The sequence below is a fragment of the Micromonospora sp. NPDC005161 genome, from assembly GCF_053599855.1.
On the sequence record NZ_JBSFYQ010000040.1, the window covers coordinates 41,926 to 66,392 of the forward strand.

At 70.7% G+C, this 24,467-nt stretch carries 21 protein-coding genes; 7 read left to right on the forward strand and 14 right to left on the reverse strand.

The window, feature by feature from the left end; translation table 11 throughout:
* Window positions 1–25: 25 nt before the first annotated feature.
* Entirely contained in the window at window positions 26–730 is a 705-nt protein-coding gene (locus tag ACWD5O_RS29410) for a permease-like cell division protein FtsX (protein WP_450087281.1), read from the reverse strand.
* Between the two features lie 87 nt (window positions 731–817).
* On the opposite strand from ACWD5O_RS29410, the gene ACWD5O_RS29415 reads away from it, so the two are divergent.
* Entirely contained in the window at window positions 818–1,240 is a 423-nt protein-coding gene (locus ACWD5O_RS29415; RefSeq protein ID WP_450087282.1) for an ASCH domain-containing protein, read from the forward strand.
* Window positions 1,241–1,511: 271 nt separating this feature from the next.
* Here the strand turns inward: ACWD5O_RS29415 and ACWD5O_RS29420 are convergent, their stop codons facing one another.
* The 4 genes from ACWD5O_RS29420 to ACWD5O_RS29435 all read right to left on the reverse strand — a co-directional run bounded on the left by ACWD5O_RS29420 (window position 1,512) and on the right by ACWD5O_RS29435 (window position 5,430).
* On the reverse strand, window positions 1,512–2,414 hold the full coding sequence (locus tag ACWD5O_RS29420) for a TROVE domain-containing protein (RefSeq protein WP_450087283.1): 903 nt from the start codon (window positions 2,412–2,414) through the stop codon (window positions 1,512–1,514).
* 64 nt (window positions 2,415–2,478) lie between these two features.
* The gene (locus tag ACWD5O_RS29425; RefSeq protein ID WP_450087284.1) at window positions 2,479–3,078 is read right to left on the reverse strand and encodes a hypothetical protein; all 600 of its coding nucleotides are present in this window, start codon (window positions 3,076–3,078) and stop codon (window positions 2,479–2,481) included.
* Between the two features lie 643 nt (window positions 3,079–3,721).
* Window positions 3,722–4,303 (reverse strand): HD domain-containing protein, encoded by a 582-nt coding sequence (locus ACWD5O_RS29430; RefSeq protein ID WP_450087285.1) that lies wholly within the window; start codon window positions 4,301–4,303, stop codon window positions 3,722–3,724.
* On the reverse strand, window positions 4,300–5,430 hold the full coding sequence (locus ACWD5O_RS29435) for a helix-turn-helix transcriptional regulator (protein ID WP_450087286.1): 1,131 nt from the start codon (window positions 5,428–5,430) through the stop codon (window positions 4,300–4,302). The genes ACWD5O_RS29430 and ACWD5O_RS29435 overlap by 4 nt, the downstream gene beginning before the upstream one ends.
* Window positions 5,431–6,010: 580 nt before the next feature.
* On the opposite strand from ACWD5O_RS29435, the gene ACWD5O_RS29440 reads away from it, so the two are divergent.
* Together ACWD5O_RS29440 and ACWD5O_RS29445 are read left to right on the forward strand one after the other, a co-directional pair.
* Window positions 6,011–6,229, forward strand: a complete 219-nt coding sequence (locus ACWD5O_RS29440; protein WP_450087287.1) for a hypothetical protein — start codon at window positions 6,011–6,013, stop codon at window positions 6,227–6,229.
* A 302-nt stretch (window positions 6,230–6,531) separates the two neighbouring features.
* Window positions 6,532–7,488, forward strand: coding sequence for a LysR family transcriptional regulator (locus tag ACWD5O_RS29445; RefSeq protein WP_450087288.1), 957 nt, complete (start codon window positions 6,532–6,534; stop codon window positions 7,486–7,488).
* Here the strand turns inward: ACWD5O_RS29445 and ACWD5O_RS29450 are convergent.
* Genes ACWD5O_RS29450 through ACWD5O_RS29485 form a run of 8 tightly spaced genes read right to left on the reverse strand, consistent with a single transcriptional unit; the run spans window position 7,449 to window position 15,591 of the window.
* On the reverse strand, window positions 7,449–8,651 hold the full coding sequence (locus ACWD5O_RS29450; protein ID WP_450087289.1) for a vWA domain-containing protein: 1,203 nt from the start codon (window positions 8,649–8,651) through the stop codon (window positions 7,449–7,451). The two genes, ACWD5O_RS29445 and ACWD5O_RS29450, sit on opposite strands and share 40 nt — an antisense overlap.
* On the reverse strand, window positions 8,648–9,463 hold the full coding sequence (locus ACWD5O_RS29455; protein WP_450087290.1) for an SRPBCC family protein: 816 nt from the start codon (window positions 9,461–9,463) through the stop codon (window positions 8,648–8,650). Before ACWD5O_RS29455 ends, ACWD5O_RS29450 begins: the two co-directional genes overlap by 4 nt.
* A complete protein-coding gene (locus ACWD5O_RS29460; RefSeq protein ID WP_450087291.1) occupies window positions 9,460–10,329 on the reverse strand; it encodes an AAA family ATPase in 870 nt (289 codons plus the stop codon). The genes ACWD5O_RS29455 and ACWD5O_RS29460 overlap by 4 nt, the downstream gene beginning before the upstream one ends.
* Window positions 10,326–10,901, reverse strand: coding sequence for a nucleotidyltransferase family protein (locus ACWD5O_RS29465; protein ID WP_450087292.1), 576 nt, complete (start codon window positions 10,899–10,901; stop codon window positions 10,326–10,328). The genes ACWD5O_RS29460 and ACWD5O_RS29465 overlap by 4 nt, the downstream gene beginning before the upstream one ends.
* A 3-nt stretch (window positions 10,902–10,904) precedes the next feature.
* The gene (locus tag ACWD5O_RS29470; protein WP_450087293.1) at window positions 10,905–11,771 is read right to left on the reverse strand and encodes an XdhC family protein; all 867 of its coding nucleotides are present in this window, start codon (window positions 11,769–11,771) and stop codon (window positions 10,905–10,907) included.
* 9 nt (window positions 11,772–11,780) lie between these two features.
* Window positions 11,781–14,171 (reverse strand): aerobic carbon-monoxide dehydrogenase large subunit, encoded by a 2,391-nt coding sequence (locus ACWD5O_RS29475; RefSeq protein WP_450087294.1) that lies wholly within the window; start codon window positions 14,169–14,171, stop codon window positions 11,781–11,783.
* Window positions 14,168–14,716: a (2Fe-2S)-binding protein gene (locus ACWD5O_RS29480; protein ID WP_450087295.1), complete on the reverse strand. Its 549-nt coding sequence runs from the start codon at window positions 14,714–14,716 to the stop codon at window positions 14,168–14,170. Before ACWD5O_RS29480 ends, ACWD5O_RS29475 begins: the two co-directional genes overlap by 4 nt.
* 2 nt (window positions 14,717–14,718) lie before the next feature.
* Window positions 14,719–15,591 (reverse strand): FAD binding domain-containing protein, encoded by an 873-nt coding sequence (locus tag ACWD5O_RS29485; RefSeq protein ID WP_354962528.1) that lies wholly within the window; start codon window positions 15,589–15,591, stop codon window positions 14,719–14,721.
* Window positions 15,592–15,709: 118 nt separating this feature from the next.
* Here ACWD5O_RS29485 and ACWD5O_RS29490 point away from each other — a divergent pair, with 118 nt between their 5' ends.
* From ACWD5O_RS29490 to nrfD, 4 genes are all read left to right on the forward strand, one after another.
* The gene (locus ACWD5O_RS29490) at window positions 15,710–16,783 is read left to right on the forward strand and encodes an XdhC family protein (protein ID WP_450087296.1); all 1,074 of its coding nucleotides are present in this window, start codon (window positions 15,710–15,712) and stop codon (window positions 16,781–16,783) included.
* Window positions 16,784–16,873: 90 nt separating this feature from the next.
* Window positions 16,874–20,149, forward strand: a complete 3,276-nt coding sequence (gene fdh, locus ACWD5O_RS29495) for a formate dehydrogenase (protein WP_450087297.1) — start codon at window positions 16,874–16,876, stop codon at window positions 20,147–20,149.
* A 2-nt stretch (window positions 20,150–20,151) separates the two neighbouring features.
* Window positions 20,152–21,195, forward strand: a complete 1,044-nt coding sequence (locus ACWD5O_RS29500) for a 4Fe-4S dicluster domain-containing protein (protein WP_450087298.1) — start codon at window positions 20,152–20,154, stop codon at window positions 21,193–21,195.
* Window positions 21,192–22,187 (forward strand): NrfD/PsrC family molybdoenzyme membrane anchor subunit, encoded by a 996-nt coding sequence (gene nrfD / locus ACWD5O_RS29505; RefSeq protein ID WP_450087299.1) that lies wholly within the window; start codon window positions 21,192–21,194, stop codon window positions 22,185–22,187. The genes ACWD5O_RS29500 and nrfD overlap by 4 nt, the downstream gene beginning before the upstream one ends.
* Window positions 22,188–22,322: 135 nt before the next feature.
* On the opposite strand, the gene ACWD5O_RS29510 is transcribed toward nrfD, so the two are convergent.
* Window positions 22,323–23,879, reverse strand: coding sequence for an OFA family MFS transporter (locus tag ACWD5O_RS29510; protein WP_354962594.1), 1,557 nt, complete (start codon window positions 23,877–23,879; stop codon window positions 22,323–22,325).
* Window positions 23,880–24,467: the final 588 nt, after the last annotated feature.

Genomic DNA, 24,467 nt, shown 5'->3' on the forward strand with positions numbered 1-24,467 from the left:
GCCCGATTCGGCGGGAAGAACGCACCTACACCATCGTCACCGGGACCAGCCGCACAACGTCGACCCCGTCGAGCTTCAGAAGCTCGGACAGCCCCGGTCCCTTCGGTTCCAGGGGCGCCCGGAAGCGTAACGACGCGCGCGTCATCTGTGGGTCGAGCTGCGCGGCCAACTCATCCTTGCCCCGGCACTGCTTGCGCAGGCGCTCGTACGCGGCGTCGCGGTCCTCGAACGCAACCGACTCCGCGTGCGGCAGCGCCCGGACGGCTTTCTCCACGGCGGCTCGTTGCTCGCCGGTCACCCCCGACTCGAGCCGGACGATGACCCCGATGTGCGACGGAAGAGGGTCGGTCTCTGCGATCCTGAGCGCCACGTCCTCGACGCCGTCAACCTCGGCCATCACCAGTTCGACCGCCTCGGCGAGCGAGGCATCGGTGACGGTGGCGCGGAACGACTCCGGCAAAATCTCCGGCCTCAGATCCGCCAGCAGGTCCGGGCTGTCCTTCAGCGACTCCTTCAAGCTCTCGTACGCCTGCTCGCGGGTTTCGAGGGCGACGTCCTCGACACTGGGCATCGACCGTAGACGCTGCTCCACAGCATCCTTCTTCGCTGCCGTCACGTCGTTGTCCAGGAAGACGGCCAACGTGCTGCGTCCGGTCTCCTCCGGCTCCGAGGTGCAGGCGGTCAGAGCCAGCAGAAGCACGAATGCCAGTATCGGCGCGACTCGACGCATGGGGCTAGATCGTAGGTGAGCGCCACCGTGCGCGTGTGCATGAAGCGAGAGTCACTCGCGGCTCGTTGTTCCGCGTACCCTCCCCGCATGGACGTCGTCGATGATCTGCCGCGTGCCGAGTTCGCGTTCCCAGGGCCGCTGAGAGACAAGCTGGTGGCCGCGATCCTGTCCGGCGCGAAGACCTCGACGTCGGCCCTGTTGGTCGGGTACGAGCGCGCGAATGAGCCGTTGCCCGAGGTTGGGCGGCGATCCGCGGTGGTGGACTCCGAGGACCGACGGGTCGCGGTGATCGAGCTGACCGAGGTGCGGGTGTTCCGGCTCGCCGACGTCGACCTGCAACACGCCCTGGACGAGGGCGAGGGAGACGAGTCGGTGGCGCAGTGGCGAGCGGGGCACGAGACGTTCTGGCACAGCGCGGAGGTGCGCGAGGAGTTCGGCGATCCCGGCTTCACGGTCGACGACGACACCCTGGTGGTGACCCAGCGCTTCCGGCTGGTGCACACCATCTGAGCAGCCCCGCTCGCGGCCTGCCGGCTCCGACGACAGCATGCTCGGCCCTGCCGGGCAGCGCTGGTGGTCAACGATGCCTACTCTCACAGCCGTGGGAGCGATCAAGCCGTGGCACCTGTCCATCCTGACCCTCTGCTGCCTCCTGCCGACGGCGGCGGCAATCGTCGCTGGAATCTGGGCGGTGCGTCGAGGCCGATCCCGCCGCTGAACGGTCGACGGGGCGAGCGGCGGTCGATCCCGCTGCGGGGCAGTTCCAGCCCCGCAGCGGGGATCAGAAGGGCCACCGGTCGCGGGAGCCGGCCTCGATGAGCGGGATCATCGCGAACGCGGCGTCGGACAGACCGCCGAACGTGTGTCGGTTGCCAACGGTCGGCGTGTGTCCGACCCGGTAACCAGCCAGGTTCCAGGTGTACACCGGCACCGCTGCGGGCACCGCCGCGGTGACGTCCGCCGCACCGTGCCAGTGGGCCTGCTCGTCGGTGAGGATGACCACCCGGTCGTGCCCGCCGTAGTGCCCGCGTACCGCCTTCGCGGTGTCCGTTCCCATGCCGTAGAAGTAGCCGCCGTCCTTGAACCGGCGCACCGCCGCCAGTACCGACTCGCCCGCCACCACCGGGAACACCCGGCTGGCATTGGAGAACGACACCACCGTCGCCGCCCGCGCCCGGGCGGCCAGCGCGAGGCCGAACACCGTGGCGGCGTCCCAGCAGCGCAGCGCGCCGTCCTTGCTGAACGAACTCTGCATCGAACCGGACGTGTCGATGAGGATCAGGGTCCGCCCGTCCAGAGCCGGCACGTTCACCAGGGCGTGCTGCAACGCCTTCTCCAGCGGGTACGCCCACCGCAGGCTCGGTGCCGCGTTGTACGCCGACAGGAAACGCATCGGCAGCACCCGCGAGCTGGCGACCTCGCCCGGGTCGGAGAGCTTGGCCGCCACCGTCTCCGCGACGGCGTCGCCGACTCCGGCCTGGTCGAAGTTGCGCAGGTTGCGAAGCAACGCCAGGTAGCCCATGGTCGGGATGATGGACTCCCACGCCGCGGCGTCCATCGCGCCCTGTCGCCAGCCGGCCAGGGCCTCCCACGTCATACCGGCCGCGCCCAGCACCGCCGGATCGGTGACCTCCCGGCGCTGCTCGACCGGCAACGCCATGAGCGCGTCCCGCGCCGCCAGCATCCGCAGCGACGCCGGCAGCGGGTTGTTACGCCGGTGACGTCGATCCAGCGCGTGCCGGAACAGGTCACCCTGCCGCTCGTCCTTCGCGGTGGGGTGTCAGGTCGATGACGTCACCGAAGCGCACCTGGCTCCCGACGGAGTCGTACTTGAGCAGACTCCGCTCGGTGTACAGCCGGACCGCCGCGTCGGCGATGCCCCGCTTCACCGGCTTCGGCAGAGCCCGGCCATGGCGAGCCAGCCAGTACGCCAGAGCCTCTCCCGGCTCGTCCGCACGCTGCAACGCGGCGTCCACGACCGCCCGCGAACCCGGAATCTCTGCGGCAACCTGGGCGCGAGCGCCCTCCAGAGCCGCCACCACGGACGCCGAGCGCATCATCGCGCCGGACCGGAGCCACGGCACGAAACGGGAGAACCAGTCGGGATCGGCGACGGCCACGGCGGCGACCAGGTCCCGGAAGCGAGCGTCCCGGTCCGTGGCGCCCTCGTAGAACGTGTCCTCGCCGACCATGTTCGACACACCGAGCAGGAACAGCTCGGTGCGCGGCTCACGGGTGAAGCCCCGCGCGCCCTCGGCGGTCGTCGGCTGGTTTCGGCTCTTGCGCAGCTTGATGTTGAACTTGGCCATGACGTCCCCCACGTCGGTCGGCCGGGAAGGCGCGACCACACCGCACACCCGAGATCAGAATCGGCCACGGACTAGTCCGCCGTTCTGTCCGTTGAACCATCCACCCGAAGGCGGCGAGGGACTTGAACCCTCATCTGCGGAACCCTGAAGTAACCGTTGCCTGCGCACCGGGTGTGTGGCGTGGTCGCGCGCTCCCCGAGATCGAGGTCGACGACGGGCGGTCCTTCGCCGGGGCGTGAACCCCTCCAGATGTAACCGTCGCCTATGCACCGGGAAGTGCGGTCACGACCGTAGCGGCGGCGGCGCTGGCCGGGCAACGGAGTTTGCGATCTTTAGGGCGATGGGATGTGGTCACGCCACACGCCCGAGATCATAAGTGGACACGGCGTTTGCGGGTTCGAACCGCGAGGCCCTTGCAGGGCCTTCACCAGAAGTAGCCGTGTCCGTCGCACCGGGCGTGCGGCGTGAGCGCACCTCCCGAGATCGGAGCGGCGACGGCGACCGGCCCTTGCGGGCCAAGGTGACCTGGGCCGCTGGTCGACGCCACCCAAAGTGGCGGTGGGATTCGAACCCACGTCTCCCCTTTGAGAGGAAGTAGCCGTTGCCTGCGCACCGGGAGGTGCCCCACGACGGTAGGCAAGCATCCCGGAGCAGGCAAGCCGATTCTGTACGGCCGATTGTCCTAAGTTGTCGACGGCGGCGGGGTGAGCCAGGCGAGTGGCTGTCCCGCGAGGGCGGCGTCGGCGAGGCGGTGCGCGGAGGCGGTCTTGAGGGCCGCTCGTGAACTGTCGATCCAGCGCTGGACGTTGTCGATGCCTTGGTGGCGGTACTCGACGGCTTGCATGAGGCATTCCAGTTTGTCGGCGTCGCGGGCTATGACGGCTTCCAAGCTCTCGCCGGCCTCGTACTCGGTGACGGCAGTGGTGATGGCGTCGGCGACGGCTGGTGGGCAGGCGGCGACTTGGTCGGCGGTCACGGCGGTGTTGGGTACGGCGGTGAGGTAGCGCTTGGCGATATGCGGGATGTCGGTGATCCGGGACTCCTGGGTGTCATGCAGGACGCACATCATCGACACCCGGGCGGGGTCGGCGCCTTCCATGGCAGCGAGCATGATCCCGATCAGAGCGGTCCGGAACGAGTGGTCGGCGATCGACTCGGGGTCCTTGACGCCGGCGAACCACCATCCGGTGCGTGCGGCGCGTTTGAGGACGCCCGCTTCGAAGATGAAGCTCATCGCGCCTGCGGCGTCGTGGTCGTCAGTCATCTGCCCGTCCCTGTGCCGGTGAGTCCGTCGGTGCGCAGGCTGTAGACGATAGACGCCAGTTCCCTCCGGGACTGCTCTGAGACCGCGTCACCGTCGAGAAGACTGGCGCTACGGTCGGCGAGTGCGTTTCCGATGGTTGGGTCGTCGAGGGCGAGGCCGCGTCGTGCGGTGAGTAGGGCCCACGTGTTGTGGATGTTGAGGTCCACGAAGGGATGCCCTCCGTCGAGGCGTTCGACCAGGTGTCGGAGGAGGCGGGAGCCCCGCCAGTCGGAGTGGGCGGCGGGCATGAAGGAGTCGTCGCACTGGCGGTATGGGATTTCGCCGACCCAGTAGGCCGAGTAGTTGAGAGCGGCCCGGTCGCAGGCGTCGTCCGGGTGGGCGCGTGCGATGAAGTCTCGGAGCGGTTCCGGGTCGCCCTGGTTGGTGAGGGAGGTCGCTACGGAGCGAGCGTCGGTCCACAGCGGCGACCAGGTGTGGAAGACGGCTGCGCGATGGGTGCTTCTGACACTGTTCTGTGCAAGCCATTGGGCGGATGCTCCGGTGGGGTCCGTGCCGGCGAGGAAGCAGGCTTGCCGGTGCAGAAGGACGTCCGGGATCCGTCGACTGGCAGCGCGGTCTGCGAGCACGTGGAGTTGTGTGAAGAACGCGGCCCGCTCGTCGGCGAGTAGCAGCGGGCCGGAGGACACGGGTCCGCGGCGGGGGCCGTAGATCGCGAGGCTTTTCAGAAACGTGGGTGGTTGTCCGAGGACGGCCCAGAGGATCAGGTCGGTCAGACGATGGGTGAGCACTGAACAGCCCAACGGCTGCTCGGTGACATCGGTCCGTTCGACCTTTGCGCCGAGTACCGCAGCGAGGGTGACGTCCGCCTCTGCGGCGTCGTCGAGAGCGGCCAGCAGAAGGGCATTCGCGCCGAGCATCGCCAGCTTCTGTCGGGTAGCGATCGCTTGGCCGAATGCGACCGCAGTGAAGGGCCGGCGTCCCGATTCCCAACTCTGGACCGTGGCCCGGTCTACGCCCAGCTCGATCGCAAGTTGCTCCTGAGTCAGCGGGATGGACTCACGGAGCAGTTTCAGCAGGTACCCGGTCACGCCACCTCGATGACAGCGCGAGCGCCCCTGACTTGCCATCCGACACCCCTACGTTGACCGGTGGTCGACGTTCTGCCTCCGACCGACCGTCGGTGAGCAGGGTCTGGCCTAGTCACTCGTACTGGTGGTGAGTTCAACGGCCGCCGTCGTGATCGTAGCGTCGTAGTTACCGAACGTTCCATAACCGGTCCCGTCCGAGGGTGTCGGCCATGTCGTGCTGCCCGCCGAAGGGAGACAGCGATGGGGGACAGCTCACCGCCGTGGCGACGAGTCTCCTACGACCAGTACCTGATCGCAGTCGCGATGACCCTGGCACGGCGGCACCGGCCCGGGTGGTCGTGGCGTAAGTGGCGCTGGGTCTGCCGGTGCGGCGGAGACCTTCCCTGCCGAGTCCGGCACCGGATCCCGATCAGGCGGGGGCATTGGCCGGGAGAGGAGGAGCAGTGAACGACGACCGGGTACAGCGCATCAAGAGCGTGCATCTTCGCGGGCTCGACGGGATGTGCACGAGATGCCGGACGTGGTGCTCGCTGTTGGCTCCGTCCCCGTTCTGGCAGGTGGAGTGGGCGATCAGGCGGCAGGCGCGGTCGCTCACAGCGTCGCTGCTCGGAGGCTCGCGGTGACCAGGCACGGCCCGGTGTTGCCGATCTGGAGCTGTGGCGGGTGCGACGCGCCGTGGCCGTGCCGGATCCGACGGCGGGAGCTGAGCGCGGAGTTCGAGGAGGCGCCGGTGTCGCTTGCCCTCTACCTGGGTGCTCAACTGGTCCGCGCGTCGGCGGACCTGACCTGGGTACCGGCCGGCGCGCTGCACCGGCGGTTTCTTGGATGGGTGCGGTGAGCATCCTGCGGGCAGGCGATGAGAAGTTCCACTAGAGCGACGGGTCGCACAAGTGGATCCCGCCCGACCCGGACTACGACCAGGAGGTCTGGAACGAGCAGGTCCGCCAGCACAAGCACGCCCACCGGAGAAACGAGCGGCCGAAGGTGCGCATCCAGCGTCTCGTTTGATGCATCTCCGGCACGGGCGTGGCTGCGGCCAAGTGAACTGGAGCTGGTGGCGAGGTGCATCGGCGGGGGATGATCGTGGTTCGTCTCGACGGAGAGCCGAACCACGCGATCGGGCGGGGAGGTGGGGCGCCGATGACCCCGACGCAGCTGCGCGCGTACGTCGCCGTGGTCCGGTTGGGGTCCGTCAAGCAGGCCGCCGCCGAGCTTGAGGTGTCCGAGTCGGCCGTGTCGCTCCACGTCGCACAGTTGCGCAGGGAGTTCGGGGACAAGCTGTTCAGCAAGACGGCGGCGGGGCTCGCGTTCACCCCGGGTGGGCTCCGGCTGGCCAGTCGGGCGGCGGAGCTGTTGGGTCTGCAGGATCGGACGATGCTTGAGGTGAGCGCCGCGAAACGCGGTCGACGGTTGCTGCGGGTGGCCGCGTCCAGCCTGTTCGCCGAGTTCGCCGCGCCGGGGCTGATCGAGCTGTTCGCGAAGCGGGCCGCCGACCTCGATGTGGAGCTGAGCGTGCGCAACCCGGGCTCGTTCGAGTCGCTGTTGCTGACCCGGGCCGCGGACATCGCGGTCGGGCCGCAGCCGCCGGTCGTTGACGGGGCGATCGTCTGCCGGCCGATGATGAACTACCGGCTCGTGCTCGTGGTCGGCCCGGATCATCCGCTGGCCGGTGTGCCGGCGTCCCCGGGGCAGTTGCGGGAGCAGACCTGGCTGCTCGGCCCGTCGGCGGCGGCCAACCTGGGCGCGGTCCCCATGATGCTGCGCCGGCTGGCCGTGCCCGACGACCGGCAGCAGATCTTCCAGAGCCACGCGGCGGCACTGGGGGAGGCCAAGCGGGGCAGGGGCGTCTCGCCGGCGCTCTCGTTCACCGTCGCGCCGGACGTGCGCGAGGGCCAGCTCCAGCAGGTGGTGGGGCCGCACGCGACCGTCGAGGCGGTGTGGCATTCGCAGGTGCTCGCCAGTCCGGGCCCCCTGTCGGCGGCCGCCGAGCTGTCGCGGTTCTCGTCGACTCCTCGGGCGATTCAGGCGATGATGCGCGGCGCGGGCGTCAGCATCGGTCACTTCAAGCCGTCGGTGCACGTGACGCTCTGGAGCTGACGGGCGGCGAGCAGCAGGTCCCCGAACGTGCCGGCCGGCAGCAGCCGGTCGCAGTAGGGGAGCGCGGCGGCCATGCCGCCGGCCCGGGGAGCGAAGCCGGGGGCGCCGGCGCGGGGATTCAACCAGACGATCCGGTACGCGCGGCGGCGCAGTCGGGCCATCACGGCGGCGAGCTCGTCGGGCGGGTCGCTGTCCCAGCCATCCGAGCCGATCACCAGCACGGCCCCGCGGACGGCGTCCGCGTGCCGGGAGCTGAGCAGGGCGCGCAGGTTCGTGGCGATCCGGGTGCCGCCGTACCGGTCGGTCACGGCCGCGCTGGCTCGCGCGACCGCCTCGGCGGCCGAGGTGTGTCGCAGCACCACCGTGAGCCGGGTCAGCGTCGTCGCGAACGCGAACGTCTCCGCCTCGGCGACGACCGCGAACGCCCGCATCAGGTGCAGGTACGCGGTCGCCTGCGCCCGCATCGACTCGCTGACGTCGCAGAGCAGCACGATCCGGCGTGGTCGCCGTACCGGCCGCTCGCGGACGACCTCGACGGGTTCCCACCCGGTGCGGCGGGCCCGGGTGATCGTGGGCCGCAGCGCGATCCGCCGTCCGGTCGGGCTGACGGCGTGCCGCCGGGCGCGGCGGGTCGGCCAGCCGTCGACGGCCGCGCGGAGGGCGTCGCCGAGCTGCGTGACCTGTGCGGCGTCGAGTTCGTCGAACGGCCGGTCGGCGAGCCCGGCGAGGGCGCTGGGGCGTCGCTCGGGCAGCCGCAGCGCGGTGTCGGACTCCGGCGCCTGGGCGACGGCCGGCGGCAACGTCGCCCAGGGCAGTCCGCCGCCCGGACCATCGTCGGCAGTGCCGGTGGGCACCGGCACGTGTACGTCGTCGCGGTCGCCCGCCGGCGTGGCGGATCGGTTCGGTGGTGGCAGCGGTGGCGAGTCCGCGAAGACGGCTGCGAAGACGCTGTCGAACGCGCTGAGGTCGGCGTGCCGCCGGACCAGGCTGATTCGGGCGGTCCAGTAGAGCGTGGACATCGAGTCGGGTGGGCTGGCGTCGAGCGCCCGGACGAAGTCGTCGATGTCGGTGAGCCCGGCGGGGACGCCGGCGTGCCGCAGCCGGCCGGCGAACGCCACCGCGAACGCGGCCCGGTCGATCCCGCGCAGCAGGGCCGGACTCACCGGCGCGCGACCAGCCAGGCGATCACCGCGCCGACCGCGACGAGACCGACGAGCACCGGTACGAGCCGCTTGGTGATCGAACCGCCAGCGATGCTGAGCAGGTCGAGCGCTTCCGGCTCGGCGGCCGGCGTGGCGCGCAGGGTGCGGGTCGAAGGCTCGGCAGCCGACGGCTCCAGCGGTGGCGGCTCGACCGGCGATGGCTCGACCGGCGAGGGCGCGACGGCGGCGGTGACGGGTGTGGCCGCGACCGCTGCGGCGGACGCGGCCGGGAGGGGGCCGGGTTCGGGCTGCGCGGTCGACGTGGCGGGCTCGGACTCGGGTCGGGGTGCCGGCACGGTCGCTGCGCCGTCGGCGGCCGACGGCGTCTCCTGGGCCGCCAGCTTGGCTTCCAGGTTGCTGACGAACTGGGCCAGTAGCTTGCCGGACACCTCCTTGATCATGCCGCTGCCGAACTGGGCCAGCTTCCCCGAGATCTTCAGGTCGGTGTCCACGCTGACCAGCGTCCGGTCGCCCTCCGGCCGGAGGTGGGCGGTGACCAGAGCGGAGGCGTTCCCCGTCGACCGGGCGTCGCGGCCCTTCGCGTCGATCACCCCGCGGTACGCCGCCTCGTCCTTCTCGACGAACCGCGCGGTGCCCGCGAACTCCGAGACGACCGGCCCGACCTTGACCTTCACCCTGCCGCGGTAGACGTCACCGTCGACGCCGGTCAGTTGGGCGCCCGGCAGGCACGGCGCGATCCCTTCGAGGTCGGTGAGCACGGCCCAGGCCCGCTCGATTGGAACGGCGACCGCGAACTCATTGGTGATCTTCATACCTGACTCTCCTGGTGGGTGCCGAGCGCGGCGGCGACGACGGCACGGTCGTCAGCGGTCTTGGCGACGGCGCCGATGGTCCGGGAAACCTCGGCGGTGGCCAGGTCGGCGGCGCCCAGCACGGACAGCGCGGACACCCAGTCGATGGTCTCCGCCATCCCCGGCGCCTTCTCCAACCCCAGGCCCCGCACGTCGCCGATGAACTGCACCGCCGTACGGATCAGCGGTTCGGTCGCGCCCGGCACGGCCCGGCGGACGATCTCCACGGCCCGGTCCGGTTCGGGGAAGTCGATCCAGTGGTACAGGCAGCGGCGACGCAGCGCGTCGTGCAGTTCCCGGCTGCGGTTGGAGGTGAGCACCACGACGGGCGGCGTGCGAGCGGTGAACGTGCCGAGTTCGGGGATCGTCACCCCGGCCTCGCCGAGGAACTCGAACAGCAGCGCCTCGAACTCGTCGTCGGCGCGATCGATCTCGTCGATCAGCAGGACCGGCGGGACCGGTCCCTGATGGCGTACGGCCCGCAGGATCGGCCGTTCCTGGAGGAACTCGGCGCTGAACAGGTCCGCGTCGGTGAGCCGGGCGTGCTGCGCCTCGGCGAGCCGGATCGCCAGCAGTTGCCGCTGGTAGTTCCACTCGTAGAGCGCCTCGCCGGCGGTCAGCCCCTCGTAGCACTGCAGCCGGATCAGTGGTGTCTCCAGCGCCCGGGCCAGCGCCTTCGCGGCGGCGGTCTTGCCGACACCGGGTTCGCCCTCCAGCAGCAGCGGCCGGCCGAGCCGCAACGCCAGGAACAGGGCCATCGCCATGCCGTCGTCGACCAGGTAGTCGACGGCGTCGAGGCGGTGCCGGACGGTCAGCGCGTCCTTCACGGCTCTCCCGCCAGCAGCCGCTCGTAGTCCGCGCGGGTGTCCACGTCGATCGGCACCGGCCCGTCGACGGGCACCTCGGTCACCGGGTGGCGACCGGAGTGCAGCAGTTTCCACACGGCCCGGTCGCCGTGCAGGTCGTACAGCTCGGGAAGGACCTCGCGGCCGAAGCGGAACGGATGGCCCAGCCCGTCGGCGTACCGGCACACGGCCAGCGGGGTGGCCGCCGCGGCGACCCGACGGACGTCGGCGGCGCGTACCCCGGGCTGGTCGCCGAGGAGCAGCACGAGCGCGTCGGCGCGCGGGTCCACCGCGCGGGCGGCCGTGCTGACCGACGACCCGCAGCCGCTGCCGAACGCCGGGTTCTCGACGACCTGGCACCCGGTGAGGTCCACCCGGTCGCGGATCCCGCTCGCCGCGCCGCCGAGGGTCACGAGCAGTTGGTCGAAGCCGCACGAGCGGGCCAGGTCAAGGGTCGCGTCGAGCAGCGTCCGCCCCCGGTACGGGAGCAGTTGCTTCGCCTCGCCCAGGCGGACCGACGCCCCGGCGGCGAGCACCAGGCCGGTCGTGAACACGGGCTACGCCGCCGTGTAACGCGCGAGGCAGCCGGGGCAGCAGAACCAGACGTCCTGCCCGTCGACCCGCGCGTACGGCGTTTCCGGCCCGACCAGCACGGTCATCCCGCACACCGGGTCGACGGCCTGCTGTGGCCTCGCCGTCGGCGTACCGGAGGACGGGCTCAGCCCCTGCACCCGGATCGCCCGGACCACCTCGGACATGATGGCCAGCGCGATCTCCGGCGGCGTACGCGCGCCGATGTCCAGCCCGGCCGGCGAGTGGACGCGGGCCCGCTCGGCGTCGGTCAACCCCAGCTCGTCGAGCACGACCTCGCCGCGTGTGTGGCTGGCGACCAGCGCGACGAACCCCACGCCGGCGTCCAGCGCGGCCCGGATCGCGTCCTGCTCGCCCCTGCCCAGCCCGGCAACCACGACGGCGGTGCAGCCGGCGTGGTCGTCGGACGTGACGACGTCGAAGTCCAGGAACGCCGCCAACGTCGCCACCGCGGCGGCGATCGGCGTGTCACCGACCACCCGCAGCGTTGGGGCCGGCAGCATCGGCCGAAGGAAGATCTCGACGGCGCCACCGGAGTGGCACGGGTTTACCACCACCCGCGCTCCCGGCGCCTCGGGGAACGGGGCCGCGCCGTCCGGCAGCACCCGCAGCAGCAGGGCGTCGCCGTCGCGCAGGGCGTCGAGCGCGGCGGCCCGCACCGAACTCTCGGCGCACACCCCGCCCACGAAGCCCTCGATCGAGCCGTCCGCCCGGATCACCGCGGCGTCTCCCGGCCGGGCCGACGTCGGCTCCTGCGCGCGGACCACGGTGGCGTGCACGAACGGCTCGCGGGAGGTGGTCAGCTCCCGGGCGCGGTCCGCGATCGTGGTCATCCCAGCCCCTCAGACCGGCGGCCGGGCCTGGCCGCGCATCGCGTCCCAGACCCGAGACGGCGTCAGCGGCATGTCGGCGTGCCGTACGCCGAAGGGCTTGAGGGCGTCCACGACCGCGTTGACGATCGCCGGGGGAGAACCGACCGTCGCCGACTCGCCGACGCCCTTCGCGCCGATCGGGTGGTGCGGCGACGGGGTGACGGTGAAGCCGGTCTCCCAGTCGGGCACCTCCAGTGACGTCGGGATCAGGTAGTCCATCAGCGACGCGCCGAGGCAGTTGCCGTCCTCGTCGAACGCGATCATCTCCATCAGCGCCATGCCGACCCCGTCGGTCAGCCCGCCGTGCACCTGCCCCTCGATGATCATCGGGTTGATCCGGGTGCCACAGTCGTCCACCGCGATGAACCGCCGCACCTTTACCTGCGCAGTGCCGGGATCGATGTCCACCACGCAGATGTACGCGCCGTGCGGGTACGTCAGGTTCGACGGGTTGTAGCAGATCTGCGCCTCCAGCCCGCCCTCGATGCCCTCGGGCAGGTCACCCGCGCCGTGCGCGCGCATGGCGATGTCCTGAATCGTGACGGATGTGCCCGGGTCACCCTTGACGTGGAACGCGCCCTTCTCCCACTCCAGGTCCGCCACCGAGACCTCGAGCATGCCCGAGGCGATGATCCGGGCCTTGTCGCGGACCTTGCGCGCCACCAGGGCGGCCGCCGCGCCGGACACGGGCGTCGAACGGGAGCCGTACGTGCCGAGGCCGAACGGCGTGTTGTCGGTGTCGCCATGCAGCACCTCGATGTCGGCAGGCGGGATCCCGATCTCCTCGGCGACGATCTGCGCGAACGTGGTCTCGTGCCCCTGGCCCTGGGACTGCACGCTCAGGCGCACCACGGCCTTGCCGGTCGGGTGGACGCGCAGCTCGCAGCCGTCGGCCATGCCCAGCCCGAGAATGTCCATGTTCTTGCGGGGGCCGGCGCCGACCGCCTCGGTGAAGAACGCGATGCCGATGCCCATCAGCTCGCCCCGGGCCCGCTTCTCCTCCTGCTCACGGCGCAGCTCGGCGTAGCCGGCCATGTCCATCGCGAGCCGCATGGTCGGCTCGTAGTTGCCGGAGTCGTACACCCAGCCGGTCTTCGTCGTGTACGGGAACTGCTCCGGCCGGATGAAGTTCTTCAGCCGCAGCTCGGCCGGGTCCATGCCCAGTTCGTCGGCGAGACAGTCGACGATCCGCTCGACCAGGTAGACCGCCTCGGTGATCCGGAACGAGCAGGCGTACGCGACACCGCCGGGCGCCTTGTTGGTGTAGACCGCCGTCATGCTGCAGTAGGCGGCCTCGATGTCGTAGCTGCCGGTGAAGACCCCGAAGAAGCCGGCCGGGTATTTCACCGGCGCGGCGGTGCCGTTGAACGCGCCGTGGTCGGCCAGCACGTTGGTGCGGATGCCGAGGATCCGGCCGTCCCTGGTCGCCGCGATCTCACCGCGCATGATGTAGTCGCGGGCGAAGCCGGTGCTGATCAGGTTCTCCGACCGGTCCTCCATCCACTTCACCGGTTTGCCCGTGACGATCGAGGCGACGATCGCGCAGACGTACCCGGGGTAGATGGGCACCTTGTTGCCGAATCCGCCGCCGATGTCCGGCGCGATCACCTGGATCTTGTGTTCGGGCAGGCCCGCGACGATGGCGTAGAGGGTGCGGTGCGCGTGCGGCGCCTGGGTGGTGGACCAGAGCCGCAGCTTGCCCTCGACGGCGTCGAAGTCGGCGACCGCCCCACACGTCTCCATCGGCGCCGGGTGCACCCGGGGGTAGACGAGATCCTGGCTGACCACGACGTCCGCGCGTGCGAACACCGCCTCGGTGGCCGCCGCGTCGCCGGTCTCCCAGTCGAAGCAGTGGTTGTTCGTCTTGCCTTCCAGGTCGTCGCGGATCAGCGGGGCGTCCGGCTCCAACGCCCGGCGGGCGTCGATCACCGGGTCGAGGACGTCGTACTCGACGTCGATCAACTCCAGAGCGTCGCGCGCCGCGTAGCGGTCCTCGGCGACGACGAACGCGACCTCCTGGCCCTGGAAGCGCACCTTGTCGGTGGCGAGCACGGCCTGCACGTCGTTGGAGAGGGTCGGCATCCAGGCCAGGCCCTGCTGCGCCAGCATCGCCCCGGTCACCACCGCCTTCACCCCGGGCGACGCCTCGGCGGCGCTCGTGTCGATGCTGACGATCCGGGCGTGCGCCACCGGCGACCGGAGGATGGCCAGGTGCAGCATGCCGGGCAGTTGGACGTCGTCGACGTACCGGCCGCGACCGCGGAGGAACCGGGGGTCCTCCTTGCGCAGCATCCGGCCGTACCCGACGGGTTTCTGGTCGTTGTCGTGGAACGTGTCCACGCGCTCGTGCACGGTGGTCATGCGGCGGCCTCCGCGGTCTGGCCGGCGTCGGCGATCTCGCCGGCCGCACTCGATTCGGTGGTCTCGGCGACCTGGGCGGCGGCCTGCGCCTCGGCCACGGCGGCCCAGCGGACCGAGCGGACGATGGTCGCGTAACCCGTGCACCGGCAGATCTGACCCGAGATCGCCTCCCGGATCTCCGACTCGCTCGGGTCGGGGTTGCGGTCGAGCAGCGCTCGGGCGGTCATCATCATCCCCGGCGTGCAGAAGCCGCACTGCAGGCCGTGGCACTGCATGAAACCCTCTTGGACCGGGTCGAGCTGGGCGCCCTTGGCGAGGCCCTCGACGGTACGCACCTGGTGGCCGCCGGCCATCGCGGCGAGCACCGTGCACGACTTCACCGGCTCGCCGTCCAACCAGACCACGCAGGTGCCGCAGTTGCTGGTGTCGCAGCCCCAGTGCGTGCCGGTCAGGCCCAGCACGTCCCGCAGGAAGTGCACCAGCAGCAGCCGGGCCTCGATCTCCCGGGTGACCTCGACGTCGTTGACGGTCATCGTGACCTGCATGCTCAACTCCTCGCCCGTTCGACGGCCCGGCGCAGGGTCCGTCTGGTCAGCTCGGCGGCCAGATGCCGCTTGTAGTCGGCGCTGCCGCGCTGGTCGGTCGCCGGCTCGCAGCTGGCCGCGGCGATCGCTCCGGCCTGCTCGTACAGGCTCTCGGAGGGCTCCCGCCCACGCAGCGCCGCCGAGATCTCCGGGATGCCCGTCGTGTTCGGGCCGACCGCCGCGAGCCCGACCCGGGCGTCCACGATCGCGCCGCCGTCGAGCCACACCGCCGCGCCGGCCGACACGACAGCCCAGTCGCCGGCCCGGCGCTCAACCTTCTGGTACGCGCTGCCGCATCCGGGCCGCACCGGCAGCCGCACCTCGACCAGCATCTCGTCGTCCCCGACTGCTGTCTCGTACGGCCCGACGTGGAACTCCTCCATGGACACGACCCGTTCTGCGCCACCCGGGCCGCGGATCACGCACCGCGCGTCCAGGGTCGTGCAGACCGCCGAGAGGTCCTCGGACGGGTCGGCCTGGCAGAGCGAGCCGCCCAGCGTGCCCCGGTTGCGCACCACCGGGTCCGCGATCACCCGTTCGGCGTCGGCGAAGATGGGGAACGCCGCGGCCAGTTGGGCGGACTCGAGCAGCTCCCGATGTCGGGTGAGCGCGCCGATCCGTACCTCGTTCGGGCCCGTTTCGATGTAGCCGAGCTCGGGGTGCAGGTCGTTGATGTCGATGAGATAGTCGAAGTTGGCCAGCCGGAGCTTCATCATCGGCAGCAGGCTGTGCCCTCCGGCGATCAGCCGTGCGGTGCTGCCCAGCCGCTCCAGCAGGCCGATGGCATGGTCCACACTGGTGGCTCGCTCGTACTCGAACGGTGCCGGCACCTGCATGTCGCACCTCCGTGGTTGCGGAGAATCTCATCCCGGCGCCGGCCGAAGTCAACGGCGACCTAAGCAGTTGCTTAGGTCGCCGTTGACGGTGCCGCCGACGCTCGCGGATCGTGCGGCCATGAGGGACATCGTCGACGGAATGACCGGCTGGCGCGCCGCTGGTGTTCCGTTCGCCGTCGCGACCGTCGTCCGAACCTGGCAGTCGGCGCCCCGGCAGCCCGGCGCGGCCATGGCCGTCTCCGCCGGCGGCGAGGTCCTGGGCAGCATCTCGGGCGGGTGTGTCGAGGGCGCCGTCTACGAGCTCTGCCGGGCTGCGGTCGAGACCGGCAAGGCCCGCACCCAGACCTATGGCGTCAGCGACGACGACGCGTTCGACGTCGGCCTGACCTGCGGCGGCACGATCGAGATCCTGGTCCAGCCGGATGTCGCGATGACCGAGCCCGACGAGGTGTTCGCGGCGGTCCGGGACGGCCGGCCGGTCGCCACGGCATCGGTCGAGAACGCGCAGCTGGTGGTCTGGCCCGACCGGGTCGCGGGCAGCCTCGGCGCGTCCGAGCTGGACGACGCGGCGGCCCGCCACGCCGCCGGCATGCTTGCCCTGGGCGCAACGGGCATGGTCCACCTGGGCCGGCGGGGGGAGGAGCGGCTCGACGACGTGTCCGTGTTCGTCCAGTCGTACGTGCCCCCACCCCGGATGATCATTTTCGGCGCGATCGACTTCGCCGCCGCGATGGCCCGGATCGGCGGGTTCCTCGGCTACCACGTCACGGTCTGCGACGCCCGCCCGGTGTTCGCCACTCGCACACGCTTCCCGGACGTCGACGACCTCGTCGTCCAGTGGCCGCACAAGTACCTGGAGTCGACGACGGTCGACGACCGCACGGTGCTCTGCGTCCTGACCCACGACCCGAAGTTCGACGTGCCGCTGCTCGAGGTCGCCCTGCACACCCCAGCCCGCTACATCGGTGCGATGGGCAGCCGCCGTACGCACTCGGACCGGCTGCGACGGCTGCGCGAGGCGGGCGTGAGCGACGCCGCCCTGGCCCGGCTCTCCTCGCCGATCGGGCTGGACCTCGGCGCGCGCACGCCGGAGGAGACGGCCGTGGCGATCGCCGCCGAGATCATCGCTCAGGCCTGGGGTGGCTCGGGTCGCCCGCTCACCGACCTTGAGACCCCGATCCACCGCCCCTGACCCAGCTGCGGGATCCCCTGCGCGCCGGTCGGCCGCTCATCTATTGTCAGTCTGTTCACTTTTTATCGCTTTCGTCGGAAAGGTGCAGTGATGGGAGTGCGCCGCTGGGTCGAAAGCTGGCCGCTCTACCGTCAGCTCACCGGCACCGACCCGCTGGGCCGGGGCGCCGCGGCCAAGTCCGCCCGCTCCCTGTCGCTCACCGCCCGCACCGACACCGCCGACTCGGTGGCCAAGTCCGTCTGTCCCTACTGCGCCGTCGGCTGCGCGCAGCGGGTGTACGTCAAGGACGGGCAGGTCACCCAGATCGAAGGCGACCCGGACAGCCCGATCTCCCAGGGTCGGCTCTGTCCGAAGGGTTCAGCCAGCAAGAGCCTGGTGACCAGCCCGTTGCGCCAGACGACGATCCGCTACCGCCGGCCGTACGGCACCGAGTGGGAGGATCTCGACCTCGACACGGCGATGAACATGATCGCTGATCGGGTGCTGGCCGCCCGGGACGAGACGTGGGAGGACGTCGACGGCGAGGGCCGGCCGCTCAACCGGACGCTGGGGATCTCCAGTCTGGGTGGGGCGACGCTGGACAACGAGGAGAACTACCTCATCAAGAAGTTGTTCACCGCGATGGGGGCGCTCCAGATCGAGAACCAGGCCCGTATTTGACACTCCGCCACCGTCCCCGGTCTGGGGACCAGCTTCGGTCGTGGCGGCGCCACCCAGTTCCAGCAGGACCTGGCCAACTCCGACGTGATCATCATTCAGGGTTCGAACATGGCCGAGGCGCACCCGGTGGGCTTCCAGTGGGTGATGGAGGCCAAGCGCCGGGGTGCGAAGGTCTTCCACGTCGATCCCCGGTTCACCCGGACCAGCGCGCTGGCTGACTCGTACCTGCCGATCCGGGCGGGCACCGACATCGCCCTGCTGGGCGGGGTGGTGCGCTACATCCTGGAGAACGAACTCGACTTCCGCGAGTACGTCGTCTCCTACACCAACGCCGCCACCATCGTGACCGAGGAGTACCTCGACACCGAGGATCTGCACGGCCTCTTCTCCGGCTTCAAGGAGGAGAACGCCAGCTACGACCAGAAGAGCTGGCGGTACGAGGGGTACGGGCAGAACGCCGCGACACGGGACACCGAGACACAGCGGGAAACCGCTGCCGGGCTGGAGCACGAGTCGCACGGCGCGCCGGTGAATGGGCAGACCGAGCGGGACGAGACGTTGCAGCACCCGCGCTGCGTCTACCAGATCCTCAAGCGGCACTATGCCCGCTACACGCCGGAGATGGTCGAGCAGGTCTGCGGCATCTCCCAGGAGAAGTTCCTCGAGCTGGCCCAGGCCTGGACGCGGAACTCGGGCCGGGAACGCACCGGCATGCTCGTGTACTCGGTGGGCTGGACGCAGCACAGCGTGGGCGTGCAGTACATCCGCACGGGCGCGATCATTCAGTTGCTCCTGGGCAACATGGGTCGCCCGGGCGGCGGGGTGATGGCGCTGCGGGGGCATGCCAGCATCCAGGGCTCGACGGACATCCCGACGCTGTTCAACCTGCTGCCGGGTTACCTGCCGATGCCGCACCACGCCGACCACCCGACGCTGGACGAGTGGGTGGAAAGCATCCGCCACCCGGGTCAGAAGGGCTTCTGGGGCAACGCGCGCACCTACGGGGTGAACCTCCTCAAGGCGTACTGGGGGGACGCGGCCACCGCCGAGAACGACTACTGCTACGGCTACCTGCCGCGGATGACCGGCGATCACGGCACGTACCAGCAGGTCCTGGACATGATCGACGGGAAGGTCAAGGGGTACTTCCTGCTGGGGCAGAACCCGGCGGTCGGTTCGGCGCACGGGCGGGCGCAGCGCCTCGGTATGGCGAACCTGGACTGGCTGGTGGTCCGGGATCTGTTCATGATCGAGAGCGCCACGTTCTGGCAGCACGCCCCGGAGATCGAGACCGGCGAGATCGTGCCAGAGGAGTGCCGCACCGAAGTGTTCTTCCTGCCCGCGGCCTCCCATGTGGAGAAGGAGGGGACCTTCACCCAGACGCAGCGGTTGCTGCAGTGGCGGGAGAAGGCCGTCGAACCGCCAGGCGACGCCCGTTCCGAGCTGTGGTTCTTCTACCACCTCGGCCGCATCATCCGGGAACGGTTGGCCAAGTCGACCCGACCCCGCGACCGGGCGCTGCTCGACCTGAACTGGCGCTACCCCACGCACGGGCCGACGGCCGAGCCGAGCGCCGAGGCGGTGCTGTACGAGATCAACGGTTACGAGGTGGCCAGCGGACGACCGCTGTCGACGTTCACCGAGATGAAGGACGATGGCTCCACCGCCGGTGGGTGCTGGATCTACACGGGCGTGTACGCGGACGGGGTGAACCAGGCGGCCCGGCGCAAGTCCCGCCACGAGCAGGACTGGGTGGCCGCGGAGTGGGGCTGGGCCTGGCCGGCGAACCGGCGCATCCTCTACAACCGGGCGTCCGCCGACCCGGACGGCAGGCCGTGGAGCGAGCGCAAGAAGTACGTCTGGTGGGACCCGGAGAAGGCCCAGTGGACCGGCTACGACGTGCCGGACTTCGAGAAGACCAAACCACCTTCCTATCGGCCGCCCCCGGGCTCCTCGGGCGTGGCGGGGCTCGCCGGCGACGACCCGTTCGTCCTCCAGAGCGACGGCAAGGGCTGGCTGTACGCGCCCACCGGCGTACTCGACGGGCCGTTGCCCACGCACTACGAGCCGGTCGAGTCGCCGGTGCGCAATCCGCTCTACCGGCAGCAGGCCAACCCGACCCGCAAGGTCTACACACACCCGATCAACACGCTCAACCCGAGCCCGCCGGAGCCACACAGCCAGGTCTTCCCGTACGTGTTCACGGCCAGCCGACTCACCGAACACCACACCGCGGGTGCGATGAGCCGCATGGTCCGCCCGCTGGCCGAGCTGCAACCGGAGATGTTCGTCGAGGTGTCCCCGGAGCTGGCCGCCGAGGTCGGGCTGAACCACCTGGGCTGGGCCCACCTGATCAGCACCCGCGCCGCCATCGAGGCAAAGGTGCTGGTAACCGACCGGCTCACGCCGCTGCGGGTGGACGGCCGCATCATCCACCAGCTCTGGCTGCCGTACCACTTCGGCTTCGAGGGCCTGGTGACCGGCGACTCGGCGAACGACCTGTTCGGGATCAGCCTCGACCCCAACGTCCTGATCCAGGAGAGCAAGGTCGGCACCTGCGACGTCCGGCCCGGTCGGCGCCCGAGAGGCCAGGACCTGTTGGACCTCCTCGTCGACTACCGGCGGCGGTCCGGGGATCTCGGCCCGCACTATCCACCGCAGGTCACGACCGACGCCCCCGACAGCGGCCGCGACCCGGAGGTCTGACCATGCCCCATGTCAACAGCCTGTACGGCCCGCTCGACCCGGCGCCGGACGCCGGCTACGTCGATGCCCCGCCGCGGATGGGCTTCTTCACCGACACCAGCGTCTGCATCGGCTGCAAGGCCTGCGAGGTGGCCTGTAAGGAATGGAACCTCGTTCCGGAGAGCGGGCTCGACCTGCTGGGCATGTCGTACGACAACACGGGCGCCTTGACCGCGAACTCGTGGCGGCACGTCGCGTTCGTCGAGCAGCCCCGCTCGGCCGGCCGGGCGACCCCGGCGTTCGAGCAGGAACCGGACGGGCCGTCGATCAGCCCGATGACGGCGGCGGTCGGCGCGCGTACCAGCACCGACACCGGGACGATCCCGGGTCTGCCGCCCGGCTCACCGGCAGCGGCGGCCCGGATGTCGGGCGGGCCGGAGTTCCTCGGGATGCCGGGTGCGCAGCCGCCGGGTCGGGGCACGGGTGTGGAGCAGCGGACGGATTTTCGGTGGTTGATGATGTCGGATGTGTGCAAGCACTGCACGCATGCGGCGTGTCTGGATGTGTGTCCGACGGGTTCGTTGTTCCGTACGGAGTTCGGCACGGTGGTGGTGCAGGAGGACATCTGCAACGGCTGTGGATACTGCATTTCCGCTTGCCCGTACGGGGTGATTGATCAGCGTAAGGATGATGGTCGGGCGTGGAAGTGCACGTTGTGTTATGACCGGCTTGGTGCGGGGATGACGCCGGCGTGTGCGCAGGCGTGTCCGACGGAGTCGATTCAGTACGGGGCCTTGGAGGAGTTGCGGGAGCGGGCCGCGGCGCGGGTGGCGACTTTGCATGAGCAGGGTGTGCCGGAGGCGCGGTTGTATGGGCATGATCCGAACGACGGGGTGGGTGGTGATGGTGCGTTCTTCCTGTTGTTGGATGAGCCGGAGGTGTACGGGCTGCCGCCGGACCCGATCGTGACGACCCGCGACCTGCCGGCCATGTGGAAACGCGCCGGCCTGGCCGCACTGGTCATGACCGCCGCCGCGACGGTCGCGTTCCTGGGCGGGCGGCCATGACGGACACGATGCCGCCCGGTCGAGGGCGGGGCCACGGCGGCGAGCAGCTCACCGTGCCGCCGGCCGACTTCAGCTCCTACTACGGCCGGCCCGTCCTCAAGCCGCCGGTGTGGAAACACGACATCGCTGGCTACCTGTTCACCGGCGGCCTCGCCGCCGGAAGTGCGCTGATCGGCGCTGGCGCCCAACTGACCGGGCGACCCGGGCTGCGCACGGTGGGCCGCTGGGCCGCCCTCGGCGGCGTCGCCGCCAGCACGTACCTGCTGGTTCACGACCTCGGGCGGCCGGACCGGTTCCACCACATGCTCCGGGTCGCCAAGCTGACGTCGCCGATGTCGGTCGGCACCTGGATCCTCGCCGCGTTCGGGCCGATGGCCGGCGTGGCGGCGGTCGCCGAACTGGCGCCGCTGCTCCCGCAGCACGGTGCGCTCGGCCTCGCCCGCCGGTTGGCGCCCCCCATCGGCGACGTCGCCGGCCTGGCAGCCGCGGCCACCGCGCCGGCACTGGCCACGTACACCGGGGTGCTGCTCGCCGACACCGCCGTGCCGGCCTGGCACGACGCGTACCCCTCATTGCCGTTCGTCTTCGCGGGCAGCGCGCTCGCCGCCGCGTCCGGGATCGGGCTGATTGCGGCGCCGGCTGCGGAGACCGCCCCGCTGCGGCGGCTCGCCCTGGCCGCCGCGACCATCGAACTTGTCGGCGGTCGCCGGTTGGAGCGGCTGGGCCTGACCGGCGAGCCCTATGCGCACGGACGCAGCGGCCGAATGGTCCGGGCGGGCCGCGCGCTACTCGCCGTGGGCACCGCCGCCGCACTGGTCAGCCGGCGCAGCAAAATCCTGTCAGCGGTCTCCGGCGCGGCCCTCGTGGCATCCTCCGTCGCCACCCGGTTCGGCGTCTTCGAGGCCGGCAGGGTTTCCGCGCGCGATCCGAAGTACACGGTCGTGCCGCAACGCGAGCGGCTCGGCCGGGACGGGTCGACGGCCGGCCGTTAGCGATTAGCGCTCGCTGAGCGCATCGGTGGCCGAACCGAGACCGGGGCGCGTCGGCGCTGCGCCGGCAGGCCACCCACCGCTCGACCGCCCGGGGACAGGCACGCTCCGCGAGCCTGTCCCCGGGCGCGGATGACGTCAGCCGGTGAACAACTTCGCGGCGGTGATGGCGGTCTGGACGATGCCGTACCCGAGCAGCACCGTGACGAGCAGCCACGACAGCCAGAGCCGACCGGTCTGGTTGCCGACCTGCTTCGGCACCGAGGGTTGGCTCTCCGGACCGAGGGCTACCGGCTCGGTGACGGTGGCGCGCGCCACGGGCGAGGTTGGCCCCCGGTCGGGCTCGTGGAACCGTTTCGGCACGGCACGGACCAGCAGGTTGGCGATGAAACCGATGGCGAGGACGCCGACCATGGTGAACAGTGCGGGCCGGTACGCCGACGCGGTGAGGGTGCCGGGCTTGCCCTGCGCGTCGAGGATCCCGTTGACGATCAGCGGCCCGGCGATGCCCGCCGCCGACCAGGCGGTCAGAAGCCGGCCGTGGATGGCGCCGACCTGGAAGGTGCCGAACAGGTCCCGCAGGTACGCGGGGGCGGTGGAGAAGCCGCCGCCGTAGAACGAGATGATCGCGGCGGCGATCAGCACGAAGACCGCCGTCGCGGCGTGGCCGGCCACGGCGAGCAGCGCGTAGAGCACCATGCCGACGCCGAGGTAGACCATGTAGATGGGCTTGCGGCCGATGAGGTCGGACGTCGTCGACCAGACGAACCGCCCGGCCATGTTGAACAACGACAGCACTCCCACGAAGCCGGCCGCCGCTGACACCGAGACTTCGCTGACCCCGTTTTCCCGGAAGAAGTCCTGGATCATCGGGCTGGCCTGTTCCAGGATGCCGATGCCCGCGGTGACGTTGCAGAACAGCACGATCCACAGCAACCAGAATGTACGGGTGCGCACGGCGTTCGACGCGGACACGCTCGCCCGTGTCACCAGCGGCTTGCTGGCGACGCGCGCGGGGTCGAACCCGGCGGGCCGCCAGTCCGGCGCGGGAACGCGGACGTTGAACGGCCCGAACATCATGATCACGAAGTATCCGATGGCGAACGTGACGAAGAGTGCCACCAGGGCGTGCCCGGACGCCACCGCAGCCGGATTGGCGGGGTTGTAGCCGGGGTCGTACAGGGAGAGCAGTTGGCGCGCGAGCGGGCCGGCGACCAGGGCGCCGCCGCCGAAACCCATGATTGCCAGCCCGGTCGCGAGGCCGGGCCGGTCCGGGAACCACTTGATCAGCGTGGAGACCGGCGAGATGTAGCCGATGCCGAGCCCGATGCCGCCGATGACGCCGTACCCGAGGTAGAGGAGCCACAGTTGCTGGGTCGCGATGCCGAGCGCACCGACCAGGAACCCGGCGGCCCAGAAACAGGCGGAGACGAACATCGCCCGGCGCGGTCCGTTGCGCTCCACCCACCTGCCGCCCACAGCGGCGGACGAACCCAGCATGACGATGGCGATGCTGAAGATCGCCCCGATCGCCGTCTGGCTGGTGTCGAAGTGCGCGATGAGGGAGTTCTTGTAGACGCTCGTCGCGTAGACCTGCCCGATGCAGACATGTACGGCCAGCGCTGCGGTCGGGATGAGCCAGCGGCTGTATCCCGGTGGAGCGACCGTGTGCCGAGGATCGAGTAACGAGAGCATGGGCATCGTCCGCACCTCCTGCGGCTGAGTAGGCCGGGTGCGGCGCAGAGCTCTCCGGAGCCTCGCACCGTCGCATTGCCTACTGGGCAGAATCCGCGCATACCCGGCTCACCGCCGGGTCGGGAATCTCGCCGGACTCACGGCAGTTGGCCGAGCGGCTCCGCCACGGTGGCGGCCCGGCGCACGTCTGGCGTCAGCCGTTGACCGGCTGCACTTCACGTTACGTGGCAACCGCTTCGCAACTCGTCGTTACCGAAAAACGCGGCCACCGCACCGACGGCCAGCGACGCGGCCGAGGGGCTCGCTCCGCTGCCACCTGGCTCCGCGGGCCGCCTGGCGCCACGGGCCACCTGGCTCCGCGGGGCAGGGCGCGGCGACGTCCGCTCGCGCGGCTCGCCAGCGACGTCGGCTCGCGAGCGGAGGAGCCAGTAGTCAGCTCGCGCCCTTTGCTCTGCTTCAACCGACGCAACACTTACGGCCCGAAACTGTTGCGTGGGTTGAAGCAGAGCAAAGGCGGCAGAGGGAGTGCCGGCCCCCGCCCCGGCCCGCCGCGCCCGGCCCCCGGCCCGCCGCGCCCGGCCCTCGGCA